The organism is Chrysiogenes arsenatis DSM 11915 (assembly GCF_000469585.1).
Lineage (GTDB): Bacteria > Chrysiogenota > Chrysiogenetes > Chrysiogenales > Chrysiogenaceae > Chrysiogenes > Chrysiogenes arsenatis.
In genome coordinates this window covers 1-20820 of record NZ_AWNK01000013.1, presented here as the reverse complement: position 1 = coordinate 20820, position 20820 = coordinate 1, and the positions used below count along the sequence as shown (strand labels likewise).

Below are 20820 nucleotides of genomic sequence, written 5' to 3'. Positions count from 1 at the left end.
ACACGAAAAAACAGGAGAAAGAATGATTCAAATTGCCCCCAGTATCCTTTCGGCAGACTTTGCCCGTCTTGGCGAAGAGATTAACGCCTGCCACGGTGCCGACCTGATTCACGTCGACGTGATGGATGGCCGCTTTGTCCCTAATATCACGATTGGGCCTTTGGTCGTGCAAGCCCTCAAGAAAATCACCTCGATCCCGCTCGATGTGCACTTGATGATTGTCGAGCCGGAGAAATATATAGATGCTTTTGCTGCTGCCGGAGCGGGCATTCTGACCGTGCACGCCGAAGCGGCGACACACCTGCACCGTATTGTGCAGCAGATTAAAGCTCACGGCGTACAAGCCGCCGTATCGCTCAACCCCGCCACACCATTAACTATGCTGGAAGAAATTCTCCCTGAGCTCGATATGGTACTGCTGATGAGCGTCAACCCCGGTTTCGGCGGCCAGAAATTCATCCCCAGCTCACTCGATAAAATTCGCCGCTTGCAAAAGATGATCGCGGCAACGGGAAAGCGGATACCAATTCAGGTCGATGGCGGTGTTACGCTGGACAACATCAGCACATTGGTGGAAGCTGGCGCAGAAATCTTTGTCGCTGGCAATGCGGTGTTTTCAACACCGGATTATGCGGCAACCATTACGGCACTTAAACAGGCAGGAAGCCGCTAAAGGACTCGCATGAAATCGATAGCATTGCTCATGTGTCTCGCCTGTATCACCGTGCTTGGTGGGTGCGCCGGGAAAATATACTCGGGCGATAACGCCAAGGTGCGCGTGCACGAGTATATTTCGATGTACCCTTCGGTGACACGCGACTTCAAGGAGCATTCACTCGCCATCATCAACTTTAAACCTTCACGGGAAGTCCGTTTTTCCGGTCGTTTTCTGGCCTTGGCCGTCGAAAAAGCCTTTCATACAGAACGGTTATTTTTCCGCGTCGAAGAGCTGGACTACAATGATTGGTTTGCGCTCACCCCGAATGCCAACGAAGAACGCGAAGTGGTCAACGCGATTGAATATGCCCGCAAGGAGCGTTTCAAATATATCATTGTTGGTCACGTCCGTTCCTTTGTAGAGGCGAATAACGATGCGCTCATTGATACCGCCATCCGCCTCATCCGCACGTCAGACGGGATGACACTGTGGTACGGCGATGTCGCAGCGGTTGGCCAATTTAACGCTGGTCTTTTTGATGCTATCTATCCCGCTCTCAGCGAAACCGCTCCCAACATGTCAGAACTGGCGTACCGTATCGGGCGTGAAACCGCAAAACGGGTGCACGACATGTATACTCCCAAAGTACCCGAATCCGCCAAACCTCTGCCACAACGCTTTATCGACCGCTATTTGGACGACCATGGACAGTGGAAATAGTCATGGCGACGGTGACGTTCGGGATTTCGCGAAAACTTGTTCTGCTAGTGGTAGTCGCATCCTTCTTCACCTTCACCGTTGTTGGCATTACCTTCAGCGCCCAATCGTTAATGCGAGCCTATGACGACACCCACGCGCAACTTTCCACCACGGCAGCGATTGTCGGGCAAAGCAGCCAGACCGCCCTGATTTTCCGCGATCGCCAACAGCTCACCATCCTTCTAGGCGCCTTGCAAGCCCACCCGAATATGAACTCGGCTCACCTTATTGCTCCAGACGGAACGATGCTTGCCGAAGCCACCGATTTCCCCCAAACGCCATCGCGCTACCTAGGCACATCAGCACTGGACACGTTTGTTCGCAACACATTCCCGGTCAACGTCGACGCTTACCACACGATTACGCTCTCGGGTGATATCATTGGGCACATTGCCCTCTCGGCGGATATCACCTCGGTATGGGTAGAAATACTGACTGGGCTCTTTGTGACCTTCACGGTATCCCTTGCTTTCGTGCTCCTCAGTCTCATGGTAAGTGTACGGGTTTCGTCCCGCATCACCCGACCTATTTCGGAACTGACAACCGCCACGCGAGATATTGCCGAATCGCGCAACTATGCGATTCGCGTGCTGAAAACGAGTCGCGATGAAATCGGCGCTCTGGTCGATAATTTCAATCACATGCTACGCGAAATCGAGCGACGCGACGAAGAATTGCAGAGCCACCACGAAATACTCGAAACAACGGTTGCCTTGCGTACCGCTGAACTGCGTCAGGCAAAAGAGAGTGCCGAACAAGCGAACGAGGCAAAGAGTACTTTTCTGGCCAATGTCAGCCATGAAATTCGGACGCCCATGAATGCCATTTTGGGCATGAGCCATCTCCTGGCACGCACGGAGCTTCAGGAAAAACAGCGCGACTATCTGAGTAAAATTCAACTTTCGTCGCAAACACTGCTGGAGTCTATCAACGATATTCTCGATTTTTCCAAAATCGAAGCGGGAAAACTCGAATTGGAGCGGATTGCTTTTACTCCAAAAACGCTCACAGAAAACCTGCGTACCCTGTTTGATGCTATAGCCGATGCCAAAGGGGTACGACTCACTATTACGATCGACCCAGCGATTCCCCAGACGCTCATTGGCGACCCATTACGCATTGGACAGATTTTAACGAATCTAACGGGCAACGCCCTAAAATTCACCGAATGGGGCGAGGTAGCCGTCACGCTTTCATGCGGAGAGCTGGCGAAAAACACTTCCAATACTACCCTCTTCATCACCGTACGGGATACCGGAATCGGGATGACGTCAGAGAGTGTCGCTTTGCTCTTTCAGCCGTTTTCTCAAGCCGATAGTTCCACAACACGCCGCTTTGGCGGTACGGGTCTGGGACTCGCCATCACACAGCACTTGGCAACGCTCATGGACGGTACCGTTACTGTGAGTAGCAAACTTGGCGCAGGCAGCGAGTTTCACGTGACTCTCCCCGTTGCCATGGAAGCAGGAGCCAAGACACGACCAACGGCTCCGGCGACTCAGGACACCGTTCCTCGACTGCAAGGAGATGTGCTTGTGGTGGAAGATAACTGGATTAACCAACAGGTTTCACGCGAGTTAATAGAAGCCACCGGCGCCACCGTCACCATTGCGAATCATGGTCAAGAGGCGCTGGAGTGTATCGCACGGCAATCGTTCCATCTTATCCTGATGGATATCCAAATGCCGGTGATGGATGGCTATACCGCAACCAAAGCCATCCGCGAACAACCCGCTTGGCGTGATATTCCGATCATTGCCATGACCGCCAACGCCCACGCGCAAGATCGCGATACCTGTCTCGCATGTGGCATGAATGAGTATCTCGCGAAACCAGTTGTTCCGAAGACATTGTACACATTGCTTGATACATGGCTGGAACGTGATACTCGCGCGCAGACTCTCACACACGCCGACACGCCGCGCCACGCAGAGGTATCCGAAAAAGATGATCAAGAAACTCCGCTCAACTTCCCCGGCATCGATACGCAGAGCGGTATGACACGAGTACGCCAGAATCGTCCACTCTATCTACAGTTGCTCGCTGAGTTTTATACGGAACACCGTGACATTGCTCTGCGTATCAAAAATGCCATGACGAGCGGCCATCTGGAGCGGGCACAAAAAATGTTGCATGCCTTTCGTGGTGTTGCGGCCAACCTTGGAGCGCAGACCCTGGCGGAACAGACCAAGGAAATAGAAAATCATTTTAAGCGCGGTGAAGTGCCCCCCGAGGCCTTGCGCCAGTTTGAACAAAATATCGCCTTCGTGATGCACCCCCTAGCATCACTTGAGAAAATTGAGTATAGTATTCCCTATCGTCCATATGGGGCGCTTGACGCTGAAGCGCTCGTTCCGTTGCTTGAATCGCTCAAAGTTCATATACAACATCGCAGTACCCGTGCTGCGGAACTGCTTCCAGCACTTCGCAAAGCCTTGGGCGGTGAAGCTCCTGAACTGGTGCGCCGGTTTGAGTTAGCAGTAAATACCTTCGCTTTCAAAGAGGCAGAAGATGCGTTGCGACGTATTCAGGATTGGTTGCCAACACAAAACGCACGCTGAATCATTCAGGAGCTCCCATGCACCAAAGAGGCCAGAAAATCCTTATCGTCGATGATGAACGGCTCAATATTCGCGTTTTAGACGAGATGCTTCGCGACACCTATGAAGTGAGCGTAGCCCTGAGCGGTGAAGAAGCACTTGAAGTAGTACGCATTGTTGTGCCAGATCTTATCTTACTCGACATCCAAATGCCGGGTATGGACGGCTACGAAGTATGCCGCCGCCTCATGGCAGACGAAGCGACCCGTTCCGTTCCCATAGTTTTTGTAACAGCTATGCACGAAAAAGATGACGAGCAGCGTGGACTTGAACTTGGCGCCGTTGACTATATTACCAAGCCATTTCATCCAGCAATTATCCTTTCGCGCCTCAAAAACCATTTGAAACTCCAACAACTCAATCGCCAACTCAAGCAGCAGGTTGAACAGGAAGTCGCCTTGCGCATGACGGCGCAACAAGAGCACGAACTAAGTCGCCAACTGCTTATTCAACAAAGCAAAATGGCAGAAATGGGTTCGATGCTTGGTGCCATCGCTCACCAGTGGCAGCAGCCACTGTGTACCGTTTCAATCCTGACAGAATCGGTGCTCTGCGCTCACCAAAATAAGCTTCTTGATGAAGCATATCTGAAAGAGACCACGGAAAGCGTTCTGCAACAAATTCGCTTTATGGCAAAAACCGTAGAAGACTTCCGCCGTTTTCTTGTACCAAGCAAAGAAAAAGTGGTTTTCAACCTTCTTACAAGCGTACAGGAAATCATCGCACTGATCGGGAAGGAGTTTGAGTTGCGCGATATAGCGCTCGACGTACACTGTCCGCGAAAAGTGCGCGTTATCGGCTATCCGAATGAAGTCAAACAAGTGGTGCTCAACCTCCTGAATAATGCGCGAGACGCCCTAAGCGAGCGGAAATGCACTGACCCACGGGTGAGCGTCACCATTGAAGCCATCGCATCGTCCGCACGCGTCATGGTATGTGATAACGGTGGCGGTATTTCAGAAGACCTCCTCCCTGAAAAACTCTTTGACCCTTTTGAAACCACCAAAGGGGAGAAAGGGACCGGCATTGGCCTTTCGCTCGCCAAACAAATCATCACGCGCATGGACGGCACCATTGCTGCCACGAATACCCATGAAGGTGCCTGCTTTATCCTGACACTGCCACTTGCCGGAGAAGATGCTTGAGTCAAACCTCTGCACCGTACCGTTACCACTGGACAACACTTGTCCTTGTTGCTGTGGTCAGCACATTTGGAGGCTATTTATTGGGGCGCAATAGTGTTCCAACAGCGGAAGCCGTCACACCTATCCAATTTACCTTTCCCGAACGAGTGGAATCGAGTGATGTGCCTGACGAAGCGGCATTCGTCACGATTCAATCAAATACATTTCCCGTTATTGATGGCTGGAGCGGCACGAATGTCAGGGCGCGACAAGAAGCAACGGCGCAAGCATTGGGGATTCCGGTAGAGATCCGCGAATGCCCTGAGTGCCCTGAAGTTCGCGTTATACCGACAGGAAGCTACACCATGGGTTCCCCTGCGTCAGAAATGGGCAGCAATGCCGAACGTCCGCAACACACCGTCACTATCGCCCACCCGTTACTGGTCGGCAAATATGCTATCACTTTTGACGAATGGGATGCGTGTTACGCCAGTGGTGGCTGCACTCAGCGCCTCGAAGACCTGTGGGGTCGCGGCAATCAACCGCTGATCGGAGCAAGTTGGATTCAGATTACCACCGAATATCTCCCGTGGCTCAACCGTGTAGCGGGACTGGCCGATGCTCCCGCCGCTTACCAATATCGCCTTCTGAGCGAAGCAGAGTGGGAATATGCCGCCCGCGCCGGCACCACCGGCCATTTCAGTTTTGGCGGAGTCATTACGGCAAGTCGAGCAAACTTCTGCTATCCCGCGTCTGATTCTGAAGCTGAAAGCATGGCGAGAGGGTGCTCACAGGGAACCGTAGCCGTTGGCAGTTACCCGCCAAATCCGTGGGGACTGTACGATGTTCATGGGAACGTATGGGAATTTGTAGCCGACTGTTGGCACAGCGACTACGTTGGTGCGCCGACTGATGGCAGCGTGTGGGGCACAGAACAGTGCCTGCTGAACAAGCGGATAACGCGTGGTGGTGCGTGGAGCAGCTTTCCGAAAATGGCTCGTTCGGCCTATCGTGGGTCGGCAACGGAAGATGCGAATAGTCGCATTGTCGGTTTCCGTATCGCACGCACCATTCCGATAAAACGAGGTGATTTCTAATGCGAATACGCTACTACTGGCGCTGTAGTGCCCTCGTTGCCGTACTGCTCCTTATAATAGTTGGTTGTGGCGGTGGTGGCGGATCAAGTTGGGTCAGCGACTCATCGACGGGTGGCACAACGGGGGCACTCCCCAGCGGCACAACGGTAACACTGAGCGGCATAGTTGTTGATCCACCCATCCGAAACGCTGCCGTATGGCTCCGTCATAACAGCGATCACACTCTTGCTTCTTTTTGCGGCGTCGGTGGCAATCAGTCGTGCACGACGTGGAGTGACGAAGCTGGTCGCTTCACGTTCATCTTTCCGCGCACTATTGACATGTCAGCCTACCATCTCTCAACCCTCGGTGGAGTAGATACCGTATATGGCACCTCTTTCGAATCGATTACGCTGAAAAGCCCACTGCGACCATATGCTGGCAGTCTTGATACCGTCATTATTTCTCCCGTGACCACCATTATGCAGAGCCTTTCAGAAACCATTACCGATATCCCTACCCTGCAAGCACGTACGCGCCACGTTCTGGGTTTGCCCGCGCATGTTGATCCCCTTAGCGACCCGACCCACTCCAGTGAACTGTTGAAAGTGGCCTATCTTCTGGTACGTATTGCCAGTGAGCAGAGTGCGCAAGGGGGAGGGACGGAAATTCTGAGCGATCTTGGCAACGCCTTACGGACGCAAATACTTTTAGAGAGCAACGGAACCTTAGTTGCTGCGGCGCTCCAGGGAATTGACGCAGCCGTGGTCGCACGAGCGTACGCAACGGCGGAACAGCTCAAAAACGTCACGCAGTTCAGCGGTTCCGCGACGATGAAGCAAATCGCCCGTACCAATACACTGCAGTTGCTGCACAACGCACTCGAAGGGTTACTGGATAATTATCCCGCCGCAGAACTTGCTCCGGCCTATATCGCCAATGTCAGTCGACTCTACGACGCCATCGAAACCATTGCCACCGGTATCGACATCCCCGTCGATACCTTTCGCGTGATGCAGCTGGCACGGTACATCACCTACATCACGTTCAATGTCAATGGGCTCGATTCCACGTACTTTGCTGACTACAATAGCTACCTGAACGATGAGGTGTTTGCAGCTCAACTCACGGCATTATCATCGTCAAACACCTTCGCTACCGAGCGCGAGGCGATTCGACTCCTTGCCAGCGAAGGGCGTATTCATCTGAGCCGCTTTCCGGTTCATCCCGATCTCATGCCCGGCGATGATAATGCCCGCCGCGCCGCGTACTATTTTTCGTCCGATCTTGACCGCAACATGGTCGCTCGCACGCTGATTAACCGCGTGCGGGATGATAGTGTCAATGACGATATTTATTTGTCGATTGTCGCGTCGTACGCCACAGCAGGGCAACACCAGCGGGCAGAAAATCTCGTCAGAAGCTCTATTATCGGGAGCGCCAACCGTGCCAAAGGGTATCGTCTTATCGGCCAGGCACTTCGCCTTTCCGATAGTGCTGCCGCGCTCACCTACCTTCAAGAAGCAGAATCGCTCTTCTGGGCCGAAGGGACATTGACGGATTTCCTCATCAGCGAGCTAATCGAGCTTTCTAAAAACTACAGCCAGATTGCTCGGCTTGACGAAGCGCATGCCCTGCGCAATCAGCTTTGGCACGCCATCGACAATACGCCAAGCTTTAATCAAACTGCAAAATGGACACGCTGGGCACGCATTGCCAACGGGCAGCGCGATTTTGCGGCTCAACTGGCAACAGAAGGGGCACTCCCAGAAGCGCTCCAAGCGCTTGACTACTACTTCACCCTGATTCACCAACTCTCCCCGCTCGCCGGGCCGAACTACAACTCGCATATCTCATCGACCGTGCAGGCGGTCGCTATTTACCGCACCTTGGCCGAACAAGGTGCCGATAGAAACACGATGAAACAAAAGATTCTCGATGCGTTCACCCAACTGGAAGTGTGGCGCAATGCCACTACCGGCACCACATGGCAAGGGGCGACAGGCTATGGCCTGTTGGCCGGTCATCTCTACTGGGCAGGCGACACAACGAGCGCCACTGACATACTGACACTCCTGACCCCTGCCGGACGCGCCGCCGCCATCCGAGGGATACTTATTGCGAAAGGGAGTACCGAAGGATTCCAGTCGGCGCAAACGTTCTACAACGACGACACGATCAAAGGACAACTCACCTTTGATGAAATCGTCAGTTCGTGGAGCTACTTTAACAGTACCGCCCAAGGGATCGCATCCCACGCCCGCCTGTCGGGTGACTTTGCCCTCGCTGAAGCCGCCTTAGATTACCTTGCAACACAAATCGAACAAGTGCGGCAGCAGACAGAACTTACGCCTCACGAACTAATCACTGAATTTAGTCACTTATTGAGCAACCGTTACCTCGAAAAAGGGTATTTAAAACTCGCCAAAGAATATCGACTGATCGGACGACCAGAAAAGTCCGATGCCATACTTGACAGTGCCGAAGCGTATCTCGACACGCTGCCTCATTCATTTGCCCGCTCCAAAGCGTATGCTGCCGTGGGAGCGCAGCACGTTGCCCTGAATCATACGGCACGCGCCAGAACACTCTTCAGCAAAGCGCATCAGACCATCGAAGGACTAGAGCCTTTGTACGCTGCCAACTTCATTATTGGGCAGGCCAATGATCATCTGCTCGTCGGTGACACACTCCACATTACCGATACCCTTCTTTCCCGCGCTACCGAAAGTGCTCGCGCCATGAACAGCGACAACAACCAAGTTGTCGCCTTGCGCCATATCGCCAACTTGTACCAACACACGCCGCAGGCCGAAAAAAGTCAGGAACTGCTTGCACTGGCCTACGATTATGCCCAAACGATTGTTCTGGAAAGCGTAAAAATAGCCGCGTACGAAAACATCGCTCAGGCCTTTGCAGAGCTCGACTTGATTGAAGCGGGATACCGTGCGGCGTGGGAGATCTTCTCCATGTCCACAGAACGCAACCGCGCCCTGAAGCAACTGGCACATGCTGTGACGACGCGCGACGCCTTCCCTTCTTGTGCGGTGGCATTCGTCGACACCGACAAAGATGGCAAACCGGACTTTTTCCTGCCGTGGGCAACACCTGCCCATATTGCCGCCTGCGGCTTGGAGCTGGACGACGACTCTGATGGCGACGGCAAACCTGACGCGAATGATCCAACCCCTTTGTACGCTGACCCAGGAAAATACGAATGAAACCACGTATGGCAACCATCCGGCTCGCACTGGTGTCTATCGCACTCACTCTTCCCGCTCAATCAATGACAACGCTTGTTGATACAAGCGATGCCGAAAATGTATTTTTACTTGATGAAATCGAAGTGAAACGGAAAATTCACGACCGCGCCGAATCGGGGCAAACGCCACTACCCCGCGAAGTGATCCGCCACCTTCCAACAGGGCAGGGTGACATCACCGAACTGCTGCGCATCGCTCCCGCTGTGCAAATGGACGAAGCGTTCCGCAGCTCACTGAGCGGCGGCGAAATCCTTCCACCACAACTTTCGATTTCCGGCGGCAAAAGCTACCAGAATTTATTCTTACTGGATGGCATGAACAACAGCAGCCTCATCGACCCTGCCTTCACCAACCCGTACAGCGCCACCGACGTACCGGGTCACGCGCAGAAGTTCTTTTTCAATACCGCACTGGTAGAAGATATTGTGCTGCACGACAGCACGGTTCCCGCCGCTTACGACCGCTTTACCGGCGGCGTTATTGAGGTTACAACCAAACTCCCCGCCACTACCCTGAGCGGCAACCTCAGCTACCGTACAACCCGTTCGCAATGGACAGAGTTTCATATCGACGATGATACGCACACCGCCTTCGCCAACTCCGACCATGCGGAGATGCAACCGCGCTTCCAGAAAGATCAATATAGCGCCACGCTCCACGTGCCAATTACGGCGGATACCCGACTGCTGACCAGTTATCAACAGACAGATTCCACCATTCCGTTGCGCTATTTCGGCGAGTGGAAAGAACAGTATCGCCTAGCGCAAACGATTTCCTTAAAAGGGATTCACAATATTGATGGCTCAAGCTACGTGGATGCCACACTCGCCTACAGCCCCTACGAAGGGCGCTACTTTATGCGCAACACGGAACGAAGTAATTTTGCTATCGATGGCGGCGGCTATCTGGGCGCTCTTAACTACCACCGTGAACACGGCGAAAGCAAATTCCGCCTGCATGCCGATTACGCCTTTTCCGAAAACAGCCGCCGCGCACCGCATATTTTTCGTGCCTGGGAAGCGTCCCCGAATAAACCGTGGGGCTATTCGCTCCCCGCAATGGCCGACGGCTCACCACAGAAAAGCTTTGAAGGCGGTTGGGGCGATTTGAAAAAAACTGAAGAATCAATCACTCTGGCTGTCGACCATACCGTGGGCGTGTTTGACGCTTTTGGGAAACATCGCCTGAGCTACGGCGCAACTATCGGGATGAACGAAGGGCGTTTCCACCGTCCAGTCAATGCAGTTTCGTATATGGGCGTGATCGGCAGCGCGACCAATGTCATCTGCGGCGGAGCCAACGACACCTGCGTTGATGGTGAACAGTACTTCAGCAGCCGCACGGTATCACCAGCATCTGACGTACGCGCAACCGTCAATGACTACGGCATGTATGTCGAAGATGATTATCGTTTCGAACGTCTTCGCCTCCGACTTGGCCTGCGCTACACCTACGACGATTTTATGCAAAATCATACCCTTGCCCCAAGACTTTTGTCACAGTTTGACCTCTTTGGTACGAATAACACCGTGCTTTCCGCTGGCTATCACCGTTATTACGGGAGCAATCTCCTAAGCAACAAACTCCGCGAAGGGCGACTTCCTACCTATGTGGAAAAACGCTGGACGTTTCAAAATGTCGTCCAGCCGTGGCAACCAACCACCGATGGCGTCAAAATAACGTACAATTTTCAGGACTTAGCAACGCCATATAGTGATGAATACATGGTCGGGATCGATCAAACCGTGCTGGACGGCAACCTCACCCTGAAATATATCATCCGTGAAGGGCGCGATGAGTTTGCCACCGTGCGCGCGGTAGCTGCCAATAACGCGGTCAGCTATCACCTGAACAATCAGGGAGAGAGCGAGTACCGCTCAGCGCAGATCAAGTGGGAACGCTCATGGAATCGCCACACGGTTATCACCAACGCCATGTGGCAACACGCAAAGACAACAAACGAAAACTACAGCGACACGTTCGGATTGGAGGAGTTGGAGCAGCGGGTGGTGTACGAAGGAAACGTAATCCGGCGCAGCGAATTGCCGCGTGGGAACTTTAACCGCCCGATTATTGTCAACCTCGCGTATGTCGGACGCTACTTTGATGCCCTTACAGTTGCTCCCGCCGTGCGCTACCGTTCCGGCTATCGCCATATCGAACAGTATGACAACGCCTACTTCCTCGGGTTTGGCGATTACAATACCGCAACGGGCGAGTATGAACGCCACACCACCAGTGCGTACCGTGTGGTCAAATATGCCCCCGCAACCACGTTTGACCTGTCGTTCGCGTGGGAGCAGGCCATCAAAGCAACGCATCGTGTCACGTTTCGTCTGGATATTTTCAATCTGCTGAATGCCAAAAACCGCATCGGCAATGACCAGCAAAATACCACCAATGCGACCGAAACCTATGAGCTCGGGCGGCAGATCTGGGCGGGGGTGAGTTATGACTTCTGAGGTCATCATTCGCGCCGACCATCTCTGCCATGCCTACGAGCAAGAAACCGTGCTGCACGATATTTCCTTTACCGTAACGGCGGGGAAAATTTTTGGTCTGCTTGGCAAAAACGGCGCGGGGAAAACCACCGCCATCAATATCATCATGGGGTTTTTACAACCGCAACACGGTCAATGTACGCTCTTTGGCGAGCCGGCACATGCGCTGTTACCAGCAACAAAACAGCGGATTGCGCTGCTACATGAAGGGCATTTATCGTACGAATTTTTTGATATTCAACAGACCGAATCCTTCTACCGTCACTTCTATCCGAAATGGGAAAGCGAGACCTACCACACGCTTGTCGCCAAACTCGGCTTGTCGCTGCGGCACAAAATAGGCCATATGTCATGCGGACAACGTTCGCAGATTGCGCTCGCGGTGTTGATGGCGCAGAACGCCGACCTGCTGATTCTTGACGACTTTTCGATGGGGCTGGACGCGGGGTATCGCCGCCTTTTCCTTGAGTATCTCAACCGGTATGTTACCGAACGGAAGAAAACTGTTCTGATAACCTCCCATATTATGCAGGACTTGGAGCGTTTTATTGATGAAGCGCTGGTTATCGATAAGGGACGCGTGGTGAAACATGCACCGCTGACGGAGCTGCACGATGGATGGTACGGCTATTATATTCAGGGAAAAATAGCGTTGGCAGAAATCGAATGCGACCCCACAGTACAAGATATCTCACATACAGCCAGTGGCTATCAGGTGATTTGCACCTTGGACGCGCGAGAAGCAACGAAAAGGCTAAACCGTTATGCCCAAGGGGAAATAACGATTCAGCCTTATGAGATCAGTTTAGAGGATACGTTTTTGGCGTTAACCGGAAAATATTAAGAGGAACATGCGATTTCTGTCCCTTTCAGGCATACTCCGCTTACTCTGCTGCCAACTGCCGCAACACCTGCGCCAGAATCCCCCCGCTCTGGAAGTACTCCACTTCAATATCGGTGTTTAACTTGGCAATAACTTTAAATGACTTCACCTGACCATCAGTTGTTTTCACCATAATGTTCAGGAGTTTCCCCGGTGTCAACGATGCGATCCCTTCGATACTAAATTCTTCTTCCCCCGTCAGTCCAAGTTGACGCCAGCTTTGCCCCGCTTGGAACACCATCGGCAACACGCCCATGCCAATCAAATTACTGCGGTGAATCCGCTCAAAGGACTCGGCAATCACCCCTTTGACGCCCAGTAAAGCCGTCCCTTTGGCCGCCCAGTCACGCGATGAGCCAGTGCCGTACTCTTTGCCCGCAAGGATAATCAGCGGGGTATTTTGCTGGCGATACGCCACAGAAGCATCGTAGATATAACACGTATCGCCCTCAGGGAGTTTGCGCGTAATACCCCCTTCTGCTGGAGCGCACAGCGCATTTTTGATCCGCACATTGCCAAAGGTTCCCCGCATCATTACTTCGTGACTGCCACGGCGTGAACCATACGAATTAAAGTCACTCGGCTTTACCCCCTGCCCTTGCAGGTATTGCCCAGCGGGATACGCCTTGGGGATAGTACCGGCAGGTGAAATATGATCCGTCGTCACCGAATCGCCTAACACTAACAATGCCCGTGCGTTACGCAGATCGGTGACGGTGTCGGCCTGCAGTGAGAAGTTTTCAAAAAACGGTGGACGGCGAATGTACGTCGACTGTGGATCCCATGCAAAGGTTTCCCCCTCGGGAACCGGCAGCTGCTGCCAAAAGGTATCACCGTCAAGGATATGGCCGTACTCCTGCGCGAATGCCGCTGGTGTCAGCGCGGTTTTCAGCGTGGTATAAATTTCCTCGCTTGACGGCCACAAATCCTTCAAGAAGACCGGCATGCCGAACGCATTGCTCCCAATCGGATCGTGGTAAAGGTCGATATCCACCCGTCCAGCAAGGGCAAAAATGACGACAAGCATGGGTGATGCCAGATAGTTGGCGCGAATTGAGCCATGAATACGCGCCTCAAAGTTGCGGTTGCCCGACAACACAGATGCGACCACCAGTTTATGACGCTCAATCGCCTCTTCAATCGACGGATGCAAAGGCCCGCTGTTACCAATGCACGTCGTACAGCCAAAACCAGCAAGGTGAAAACGAAGCTTTTCAAAGGACTCCAAAAGCCCCGCCCGTTCTAAATAATCCTGCACGACACGTGAACCGGGTGCCAGTGATGTTTTGACATAGCCTGGAACCTGCATCCCCAGCGCAGCCGCCTTTTTGGCGATTAACCCCGCACCCACCATCACGAATGGGTTCGATGTGTTGGTACACGACGTAATCGCCGCAATGACGACCGAACCGTCGCGGATGGTTTCCGCTTTTCCCCCGATTTCCACAGGAATGCCTGTCACATCGCTTTCGCCGAAAGCGGCCTGAAATGCGGTGCGCATATCGCCCAACGCCACGCGATCCTGTGGACGTGCTGGCCCTGCGAGTGAAGGCTCGACCGAACTCAAATTGAAGTCCAGCACTGCGGTGTATTCCGGCATTTCGTCACTATGGTAGAAAAGTTTCTGCGCCTTACAGTAGGCTTCGGTCAATGCCGCAGCTTCAGTGCGATTGGTGTTGCGCAGATACTCGATAGTTTTTTCGTCCACAGGGAAAAATCCCATCGTCGCGCCGTATTCGGGAGCCATATTGGCAATCGTCGCGCGATCGGTCAGCGGCAGTTCTTTCATGCCGGGGCCAAAGAACTCCACGAATTTTTCGACAACTTTATGCTTGCGGAGGAGTTGCGTCAGTGTCAACACAAGGTCGGTTGCGGTCACCCCTTCGCGCAAACGTCCAGTCAAATGCACGCCGATAACTTCAGGAATCGACATATAATACGGCTGGCCGAGCATCACCGCTTCCGCTTCAATCCCACCAACACCCCACGCCATCACACCAAGGCCGTTGATCATCGTGGTGTGGGAATCAGTGCCAACGAGGGTGTCGGGGAACGCCACCGTTTCGCCACCAACGCTTTGCGTCATTACCCCTTGCGAAAGATACTCAAGGTTAACCTGATGGCAGATACCGGAATTTGGCGGCACAATCCGCATATTGTGAAAAGCCTTCTGCGCCCACTTGAGAAGCATATATCGTTCACTGTTACGCTCGTATTCCAGTGCCACGTTTTTTTCAAGCGCATCGGCGGTGCCATAATAATCAATTTGCACGGAGTGGTCGATGACCAGGTCGACGGGAACGACGGGATTGATCTTTTTCGGGTCAAGCCCCATTTCGGCCACCGCATCGCGCATGGAAGCAAGGTCGACGACGCCGGGAACGCCGGTGAAATCCTGCATCAAAACCCGCGCGGGGTAATAGGCAATTTCCTGAGGTTGCTCATAGCGCGGTTGCCAATTGCTAATTTCCCGCACCGTATCGGCCGTTACGGCTTTTCCATCCAACTTGCGCAGCGCATTTTCCACCAATATCCGAATCGAAAACGGCAGTCGGTCAAGGTAATACCCTTCTCGCTGATGAAGAAGCTCAAGGCTGTAATACGTATACTCTTGTTGATTAACGGTCAGTGTGGCGCGAAAGTTTGCACGTTCCATGGGCGGCCTCCTTAGAGTTCGGTTAGAGATTGTTAAAAGGTCAAAGAGAATGGTACCCTGCAGCGTGTTTGATGAATTTGTATCAAGGAGCGAATGATGAAGTCTACCGCAAAAATATCTCTCTTTCTGTTTCTTTTTTCTCTCCCTTTCGGTGTCATTGGCTGTAGCGAAAAAGGGCCTGCGGAAAAGCTCGGTCAGAAAATTGACAACGTCATTGAAAAAGCCGGCCCCGCCCAAACGGCAGGGCAAAAAATTGACGCCTCATTGGAAAAGACCGGTGCTGCGATTGACGATGCCGCGAAAAAAACCGGCGCGGCAATTCAGGAAGCTGCCGAAAAAACCAATGAAAAGCTTGAAAGCGCCGCAGAGAAGGCTGGCCAAAAAGTCAACGCTGCCGTTGAAGGAACCAAAGAAGTTATTCGGGATCTCGTCAAAGAATAGAGAATGCTTTGATGCTCCCCCTTCGCGGTGCAAGCCGTTTCAGGTCTTCAGCTCCCCAAAGGGAGTAGCGTATTGACGACCGCTTCCACCGAAGAAACGGCAGGCCGAACGCTTCGGCCACCGCGTGATGTGTTACGGCTTCCCACGCAATATTGACCCCATTGCGCATGCCAGCATCGCTTTTCGCTAGGTGCGCCCAGCCGTGATTGGTATTTCTTTCGCTCGCATACAAAATTATTGCCTCGGCGGTCGGGAAAGCGACGATTTATCATGTAAAACGATCGCATCTCCTACACACACCACTGTTTGCCAACAATTCCTTCCCCAATCGACTTCCTGTTTGTCCTCGCAAATCATATTTATTACCGCATCAGCCCCTAATTGAGCTGCACGGATGCGAATGCCTTGTTTGGCTTCATCCAGGCTCGGTGAACCGCTTGCATACAGATTGTGTTTCAGGCTATTCCTTCAACTGCCCCAAGTATTTGGTAGCTGTCTCTTGGAATAGAACCGGCTTCGAAAACCACCATCTGAGCAACCCTTTGCCTCTCAAGAGAGGAAAGGGAGGATACAGATGGATTTGACGCGCACCCAGCCAACAAGACGAGTGTGCATCCAGTTAAGACCAGTTTGATATTGCGGCTCATAGTAATCCTCCTTACACCTAACGCCGAGCTCAGCCGCGCGCGCCTTTGGCGCGTCGGCTGGAGCGCCGTGTTATGAGCATTTCACCCACTTCACAAACACGACCATTGAAACTAGAAGCAACAAAATGGTTGCCAGCCGTGAGCAATGGAACTCTTGTAGAAAGCCACCTGGTTTAAAGAGCTTTTTAAACTTCCAAAGAACTTCGCCATCCCTAACTCGATTCCACTCTTCTTTCAAAATATCCCGCATGGTTTCTTCAATCCGTGGTTGAAGTGCCTTAAATTTTTTTGATCCGCCTGTTTTCCCCATATATTCGGCGGGGATGACTTCTAGGGCTTGAACGAGATTTCGAGATTCTTCTTCTCTGAGATTCAGAAGAACCTTTGCTTTGGATATTGCTTCAAGGAGCTTCACTTTTTCCCGATATGCTTCCTCATCATCTTTGTGCGCAACGTCGGTAAAAACCTCTGCCCGAAAAATAATGTTCAAAAATACGTCTCGAAGTGAATTTATCCATTCTTGCCTGAATGTAGATATTTTTTGCGAACGGCCAAGAAAGGTTGAAATAAATGCACCAATGAGAGGCCAAGGACAGTCCCAAAGCCGATGTATAGCGCTAGCAATGCATTGTCTGACAAAGCTCAGGACTCCTTTTTTGCACATAACGCAAAGCATCACCGGCAGCGTAGAGGCCAAACGCCAAGTAGAAATATTTCGAAAACCACTGCTGTACCCATGTCCGGTGGATGCGCTGGTTCGATTTTTGCTTTTCTACTGAGGTCCACATGCATCTACTTCATCGACTGGCTAAAATGGAATATCGTCATCAAAGTTGTTGCTTTCCATATACCTTTGAATATTATCTAGGCGAGTATATATGTTGCTTAAGATTATATTCTTCTTTTCCCGAGAACTAGACCTCAATAACTCAACAAATTTTCTAAGATTTTCTACCTCAATAAATATTTTATTAGAGTAATAATAGGCCCCATTGAGAAAACATTGAATGACAAGAGAGTTGTTAGGCAATACCTCTTCAAGCATTACAAGGCGGTAAGCATCTTCTAACTTACGTTCCACATCTTGAGCTTCACGATGATATTTCGTACTCTGCTCAACTTTGGAGATAACCCTCGACAAATCATTTGCAAAAGATCTATATGCAGAAAGCTCATAATTGGAGAACTTAATTTCATTAAATTTTCCAGCCAAGATTTCTTGCTTTATTTTGTCAAATGATTCAATTCTCTGTGAAGGATCGCTTGCACACATTCGCGATAGCAGATTTTTATAGGCAAACTGCTCAACACCTGATTCCAAAATTATTTTTTCGAACAATCTACCAATGAAATACACTTCTGTTTTAAAGTTGTATGTGTGACTAACAAAATCAAGTGGGGGTTCGCACCACCAGTTCAGTGTAATGCTTTTATCGAAGTCACTTTTCGTCGCTATTCGCTTGCCAAAGCCAAAGTCGATGATTTTAACTACGCCATCTTCTGAAACCAAGATATTCTGTGGCCTGATGTCTCTGTGTAAAATTCCATTTTTCTCAAGATGTTGAAAGCCATCGACTGTTTGCAAAAAAACTTGATTTGCTTTCTCAGGGTTCAACAGCAAATACTCCTCGATATCATTTCCCTCGATCAATTCCATTAGTATGTAGCCAGTAAGCCTATCCGGATACAGATAATAATTAAATACACGTACAACATTTGGATGGTTAAGTAAGTGCAATAGCTTTATTTCTCTGACAAAATTCTCGAACAATTCCTCTTTCAGAGGCTCATAAATAGGAGCGTATTTTTTGCAAACAAATCTTTCGTCAATAACTTCGTCATGCAAAATAACTGTTTTTCCGCAAGCGCCTTGGCCAAGCTCTTTGACAAATACGAGATCTTTTTTTCTGAGAAATTCGACGATTCTAGCAGTCACAGTCACCTCATTTTTAAAATCGAACGCTTAGTTAACCCGCAATAATTTGTCGGGTTCAACGACTCGTTGGACGAAGCCGCTACGCGGCAGGTAAAATCCAGAATAAACCCATCTAAGCACGATTAACCAGTTGTAATCTCAATTTATTCGGTAATAGGTAGCAGCAGAGCGGTTGCCGCTCTCTATCAATTGCCGAGGAGATTACAATGAACACCACCATGCTGCAAAATCCTAATTTTGGCAAACTGTATCAGAAACATCTCAAATGCCTCAAACTTGGCGGTTTGCAACCGAAGACCATTGATGCTTATGCTCGGGCGATTCGGCGCATCGGCAATTATTTCGATGGCAATGTTGGCGATCTCTCATCCGATCAGTTGCTTGATTATTTCACTGAGCTGTTGGATACGCACTCTTGGAGTGCGGTCAAGCTTGACCTCTACGGGCTGAAATTCTTCTACTCTGAAGTGTTGCGCAAGCCTTGGGATAACATTCTCCTGATCAAACCGCCCAAGGCATCAAGAATTCCTGATATTTTGTCGGTGGAGCAGGCTGGACGATTATTCGCCGCAACCAGTATCTTGAGCTACAAGGTTTTCTTCTTTACCTGCTATAGCATGGGTTTACGCCTTGGTGAGGGTATCCGGCTTACAGTAGACGATATCGACGCTGGCAATATGCGGGTGCATATTCGCGATGCCAAGGGGAACAAGGATCGACTGGTGCCTTTGCCTAATAAAACATTGCAGCTGTTGCGGGAGTTCTGGGCGGTGCACCAGCATCCCCGCTTTCTTTTCCCCAGTAGAAAACGAGGCCTGAAGAATGCCCACTTGGTTGATTTGCCTCTGGACAGGGGAGGCATCCAAACCGCTATGCAAGGCGTGGTTCGGCACCTTGGCCTAAAAAGGATCACATGCCATTCCCTGCGCCACAGTTATGCCACCCATATGCTGGAAGCTGGAGTCGACCTGCTCGAGCTGCAGCAGATTCTTGGCCATGTCAGCATTCTAACCACTGCCAGATATACCCACTTGACCGCCACAACAGCCAACAACACCAGAACGGTTGTCAACTCCGTCGCGAACTCTTTAGACATCAACTGGAGGAACAAGAAGTCTGGGAACTACCTTTTTTGCCATAAAGCATTGGCCAACGTATTCCGAGCAAAGCTGCTTCAAAGTTTGGTCGAAAACAAACTACCCGTTCCATATGATTGCCCAAAACAGTGGGTGGTTGACTGCAAAGATGCGGGCAACGGCGAAAAAGCATTAATCTACCTTGGCCGCTATTTGTATCGTGGTGTGATCCGTGAAAAAGATATTCTGCACAGCCAAAACGGCATGATCACCTTCCGCTATCGCCATGCAAAAAGTGGAGAAGACCGCACCAGAACCGTCAAAGGCGAGTACTTTCTTTATCTACTCACGCTCCACGTACTCCCCCGAAGATTCCGGCGAGCAAGATCGTATGGATTTCTCCATGCAGGAAGTAAAAAACTGATCCGCCTCCTGCAGCTGGTGCTACGAGTCAAGCCATGGCGCTCCCTTATGCGCACCATTAAGCCGTCGTTATGACAACCGAAAATTGACCACCTGTGATCACCGAATTTTGACCACCCTCGGTGGTTAGTAAATTAATCGTACAGCTAAAGGGTTTTCTTTTTTCCTCCTTTCAGAGACTGCTTGAGGCGATAGCTGTCCCAAGTGCATTCGATGATATGGGCGCGATGAGTTAGCCGATCGAGGAGCGCAGCGGTCATATTGTGATCACCAAATATCTGCGTCCAATCAGCAAAGCCAAGGTTGGTGGTAATGATCACCGAACCGCGTTCATGGCGTTCAGCGAGGATCTGGAAGAGTAATTCCGCTCCTTCTTTTGAGAACGGCACGTATCCGAGTTCATCGAGAATGAGCAGGTCAAGCCGGGTATATTTACCGAGTAGGCGATTTAAATCTCTCTCGGTGCGGGCTTCCACAAGATCATTAGCAAGAGTGTAGCCGGTAACGAAGCGTACTCGCTTGCTTTGACGGCAAGCCTCGATACCGAGAGCGGTTGCTAGGTGCGTTTTGCCTGCACCGCTTTTACCCATCAGGATCACGTTGCGGCATTCATTAAGGTAGTCTCCCACGGCCAGATCTCGCATTAGACGCTTGTCGAGTTCGGGTACAGCTTCAAAGTCGAAATTTTCCAGTGTCTTGAGCAGAGGGAATTTCGCCTCTTTAATTCGTCGTTTCTCGTTGTTTTCGGAGCGGATGCGTAATTCCAACTCCGTTAGT

Annotated in this window: 15 protein-coding genes and 2 pseudogenes; 11 read left to right on the top strand and 6 right to left on the bottom strand. The window is 51.3% G+C overall.

Features of this window, described 5'->3' with window-relative positions:
- Positions 1-22 precede the first annotated feature (22 nt).
- Genes rpe through P304_RS0109970 form a run of 8 tightly spaced genes read left to right on the top strand, consistent with a single transcriptional unit; the run spans position 23 to position 12825 of the window.
- Positions 23-673, top strand: a complete 651-nt coding sequence (gene rpe, locus P304_RS0110005; RefSeq protein ID WP_027390434.1) for a ribulose-phosphate 3-epimerase — start codon at positions 23-25, stop codon at positions 671-673.
- Between the two features lie 9 nt (positions 674-682).
- Positions 683-1378: a hypothetical protein gene (locus P304_RS0110000; RefSeq protein ID WP_027390433.1), complete on the top strand. Its 696-nt coding sequence runs from the start codon at positions 683-685 to the stop codon at positions 1376-1378.
- A 2-nt stretch (positions 1379-1380) separates the two neighbouring features.
- Complete coding sequence (locus P304_RS15050) at positions 1381-3978, top strand: hybrid sensor histidine kinase/response regulator (protein ID WP_034765129.1); 2598 nt, start codon at positions 1381-1383, stop codon at positions 3976-3978.
- A 17-nt stretch (positions 3979-3995) separates the two neighbouring features.
- Positions 3996-5162, top strand: a complete 1167-nt coding sequence (locus P304_RS0109990; protein ID WP_027390432.1) for a sensor histidine kinase — start codon at positions 3996-3998, stop codon at positions 5160-5162.
- Positions 5159-6238: a formylglycine-generating enzyme family protein gene (locus P304_RS15045; RefSeq protein WP_051321589.1), complete on the top strand. Its 1080-nt coding sequence runs from the start codon at positions 5159-5161 to the stop codon at positions 6236-6238. Before P304_RS0109990 ends, P304_RS15045 begins: the two co-directional genes overlap by 4 nt.
- Entirely contained in the window at positions 6238-9438 is a 3201-nt protein-coding gene (locus P304_RS0109980; RefSeq protein ID WP_027390431.1) for a hypothetical protein, read from the top strand. The genes P304_RS15045 and P304_RS0109980 overlap by 1 nt, the downstream gene beginning before the upstream one ends.
- Positions 9435-11942 carry a TonB-dependent receptor gene (locus P304_RS0109975; RefSeq protein WP_027390430.1) on the top strand — a complete coding sequence of 836 codons (2508 nt, stop codon included), beginning with the start codon at positions 9435-9437 and terminating at the stop codon, positions 11940-11942. Before P304_RS0109980 ends, P304_RS0109975 begins: the two co-directional genes overlap by 4 nt.
- A complete protein-coding gene (locus P304_RS0109970; RefSeq protein WP_027390429.1) occupies positions 11932-12825 on the top strand; it encodes an ABC transporter ATP-binding protein in 894 nt (297 codons plus the stop codon). Before P304_RS0109975 ends, P304_RS0109970 begins: the two co-directional genes overlap by 11 nt.
- Before the next feature lie 40 nt (positions 12826-12865).
- On the opposite strand, the gene acnA is transcribed toward P304_RS0109970, so the two are convergent.
- Positions 12866-15520 (bottom strand): aconitate hydratase AcnA, encoded by a 2655-nt coding sequence (gene acnA / locus P304_RS0109965; RefSeq protein WP_027390428.1) that lies wholly within the window; start codon positions 15518-15520, stop codon positions 12866-12868.
- 96 nt (positions 15521-15616) lie between these two features.
- Here acnA and P304_RS15040 point away from each other — a divergent pair, with 96 nt between their 5' ends.
- On the top strand, positions 15617-15961 hold the full coding sequence (locus tag P304_RS15040) for a hypothetical protein (protein ID WP_051321588.1): 345 nt from the start codon (positions 15617-15619) through the stop codon (positions 15959-15961).
- On the opposite strand, the gene P304_RS0109955 is transcribed toward P304_RS15040, so the two are convergent.
- From P304_RS0109955 to P304_RS0109940, 4 genes are all read right to left on the bottom strand, one after another.
- The gene (locus tag P304_RS0109955; protein ID WP_027390427.1) at positions 15951-16193 is read right to left on the bottom strand and encodes a hypothetical protein; all 243 of its coding nucleotides are present in this window, start codon (positions 16191-16193) and stop codon (positions 15951-15953) included. The genes P304_RS15040 and P304_RS0109955 overlap by 11 nt on opposite strands.
- Positions 16194-16416: 223 nt before the next feature.
- Positions 16417-16608, bottom strand: a complete 192-nt coding sequence (locus tag P304_RS0109950; RefSeq protein ID WP_027390426.1) for a hypothetical protein — start codon at positions 16606-16608, stop codon at positions 16417-16419.
- 70 nt (positions 16609-16678) lie between these two features.
- Positions 16679-17098, bottom strand: coding sequence for a hypothetical protein (locus P304_RS0109945; RefSeq protein WP_152514529.1), 420 nt, complete (start codon positions 17096-17098; stop codon positions 16679-16681).
- A gap of 318 nt (positions 17099-17416) precedes the next feature.
- Positions 17417-18544 carry a protein kinase family protein gene (locus P304_RS0109940; protein ID WP_027390424.1) on the bottom strand — a complete coding sequence of 376 codons (1128 nt, stop codon included), beginning with the start codon at positions 18542-18544 and terminating at the stop codon, positions 17417-17419.
- A 206-nt stretch (positions 18545-18750) separates the two neighbouring features.
- Here P304_RS0109940 and P304_RS17700 point away from each other — a divergent pair.
- Together P304_RS17700 and P304_RS17695 are read left to right on the top strand one after the other, a co-directional pair.
- Positions 18751-19524, top strand: a pseudogene (locus P304_RS17700) (tyrosine-type recombinase/integrase); the annotation flags it as partial.
- Positions 19525-19575: 51 nt separating this feature from the next.
- Positions 19576-20091: pseudogene (locus P304_RS17695) on the top strand (IS91 family transposase); the annotation flags it as partial.
- A 98-nt stretch (positions 20092-20189) separates the two neighbouring features.
- On the opposite strand, the gene istB reads toward P304_RS17695, so the two are convergent.
- A partial coding sequence (gene istB / locus P304_RS0109930; protein ID WP_027390423.1) for an IS21-like element helper ATPase IstB occupies positions 20190-20820 on the bottom strand: 631 nt, incomplete at its 5' end.

What these genes read in the sequence shown, in the direction of transcription:
- P304_RS0110000 (WP_027390433.1), top strand. Translation starts at nt 683, where the DNA reads ATGAAATCGATAGCATTGCTCATGTGTCTCGCCTGTATCACCGTGCTT.
- P304_RS15040 (WP_051321588.1), top strand. Translation starts at nt 15,617, where the DNA reads ATGAAGTCTACCGCAAAAATATCTCTCTTTCTGTTTCTTTTTTCTCTC.
- P304_RS15050 (WP_034765129.1), top strand. Translation starts at nt 1,381, where the DNA reads ATGGCGACGGTGACGTTCGGGATTTCGCGAAAACTTGTTCTGCTAGTG.
- P304_RS0109990 (WP_027390432.1), top strand. Translation starts at nt 3,996, where the DNA reads ATGCACCAAAGAGGCCAGAAAATCCTTATCGTCGATGATGAACGGCTC.
- P304_RS0109970 (WP_027390429.1), top strand. Translation starts at nt 11,932, where the DNA reads ATGACTTCTGAGGTCATCATTCGCGCCGACCATCTCTGCCATGCCTAC.
- acnA (WP_027390428.1), bottom strand. Translation starts at nt 15,520, where the DNA reads ATGGAACGTGCAAACTTTCGCGCCACACTGACCGTTAATCAACAAGAG.
- P304_RS0109950 (WP_027390426.1), bottom strand. Translation starts at nt 16,608, where the DNA reads ATGAGCCGCAATATCAAACTGGTCTTAACTGGATGCACACTCGTCTTG.
- P304_RS0109975 (WP_027390430.1), top strand. Translation starts at nt 9,435, where the DNA reads ATGAAACCACGTATGGCAACCATCCGGCTCGCACTGGTGTCTATCGCA.
- rpe (WP_027390434.1), top strand. Translation starts at nt 23, where the DNA reads ATGATTCAAATTGCCCCCAGTATCCTTTCGGCAGACTTTGCCCGTCTT.
- P304_RS0109980 (WP_027390431.1), top strand. Translation starts at nt 6,238, where the DNA reads ATGCGAATACGCTACTACTGGCGCTGTAGTGCCCTCGTTGCCGTACTG.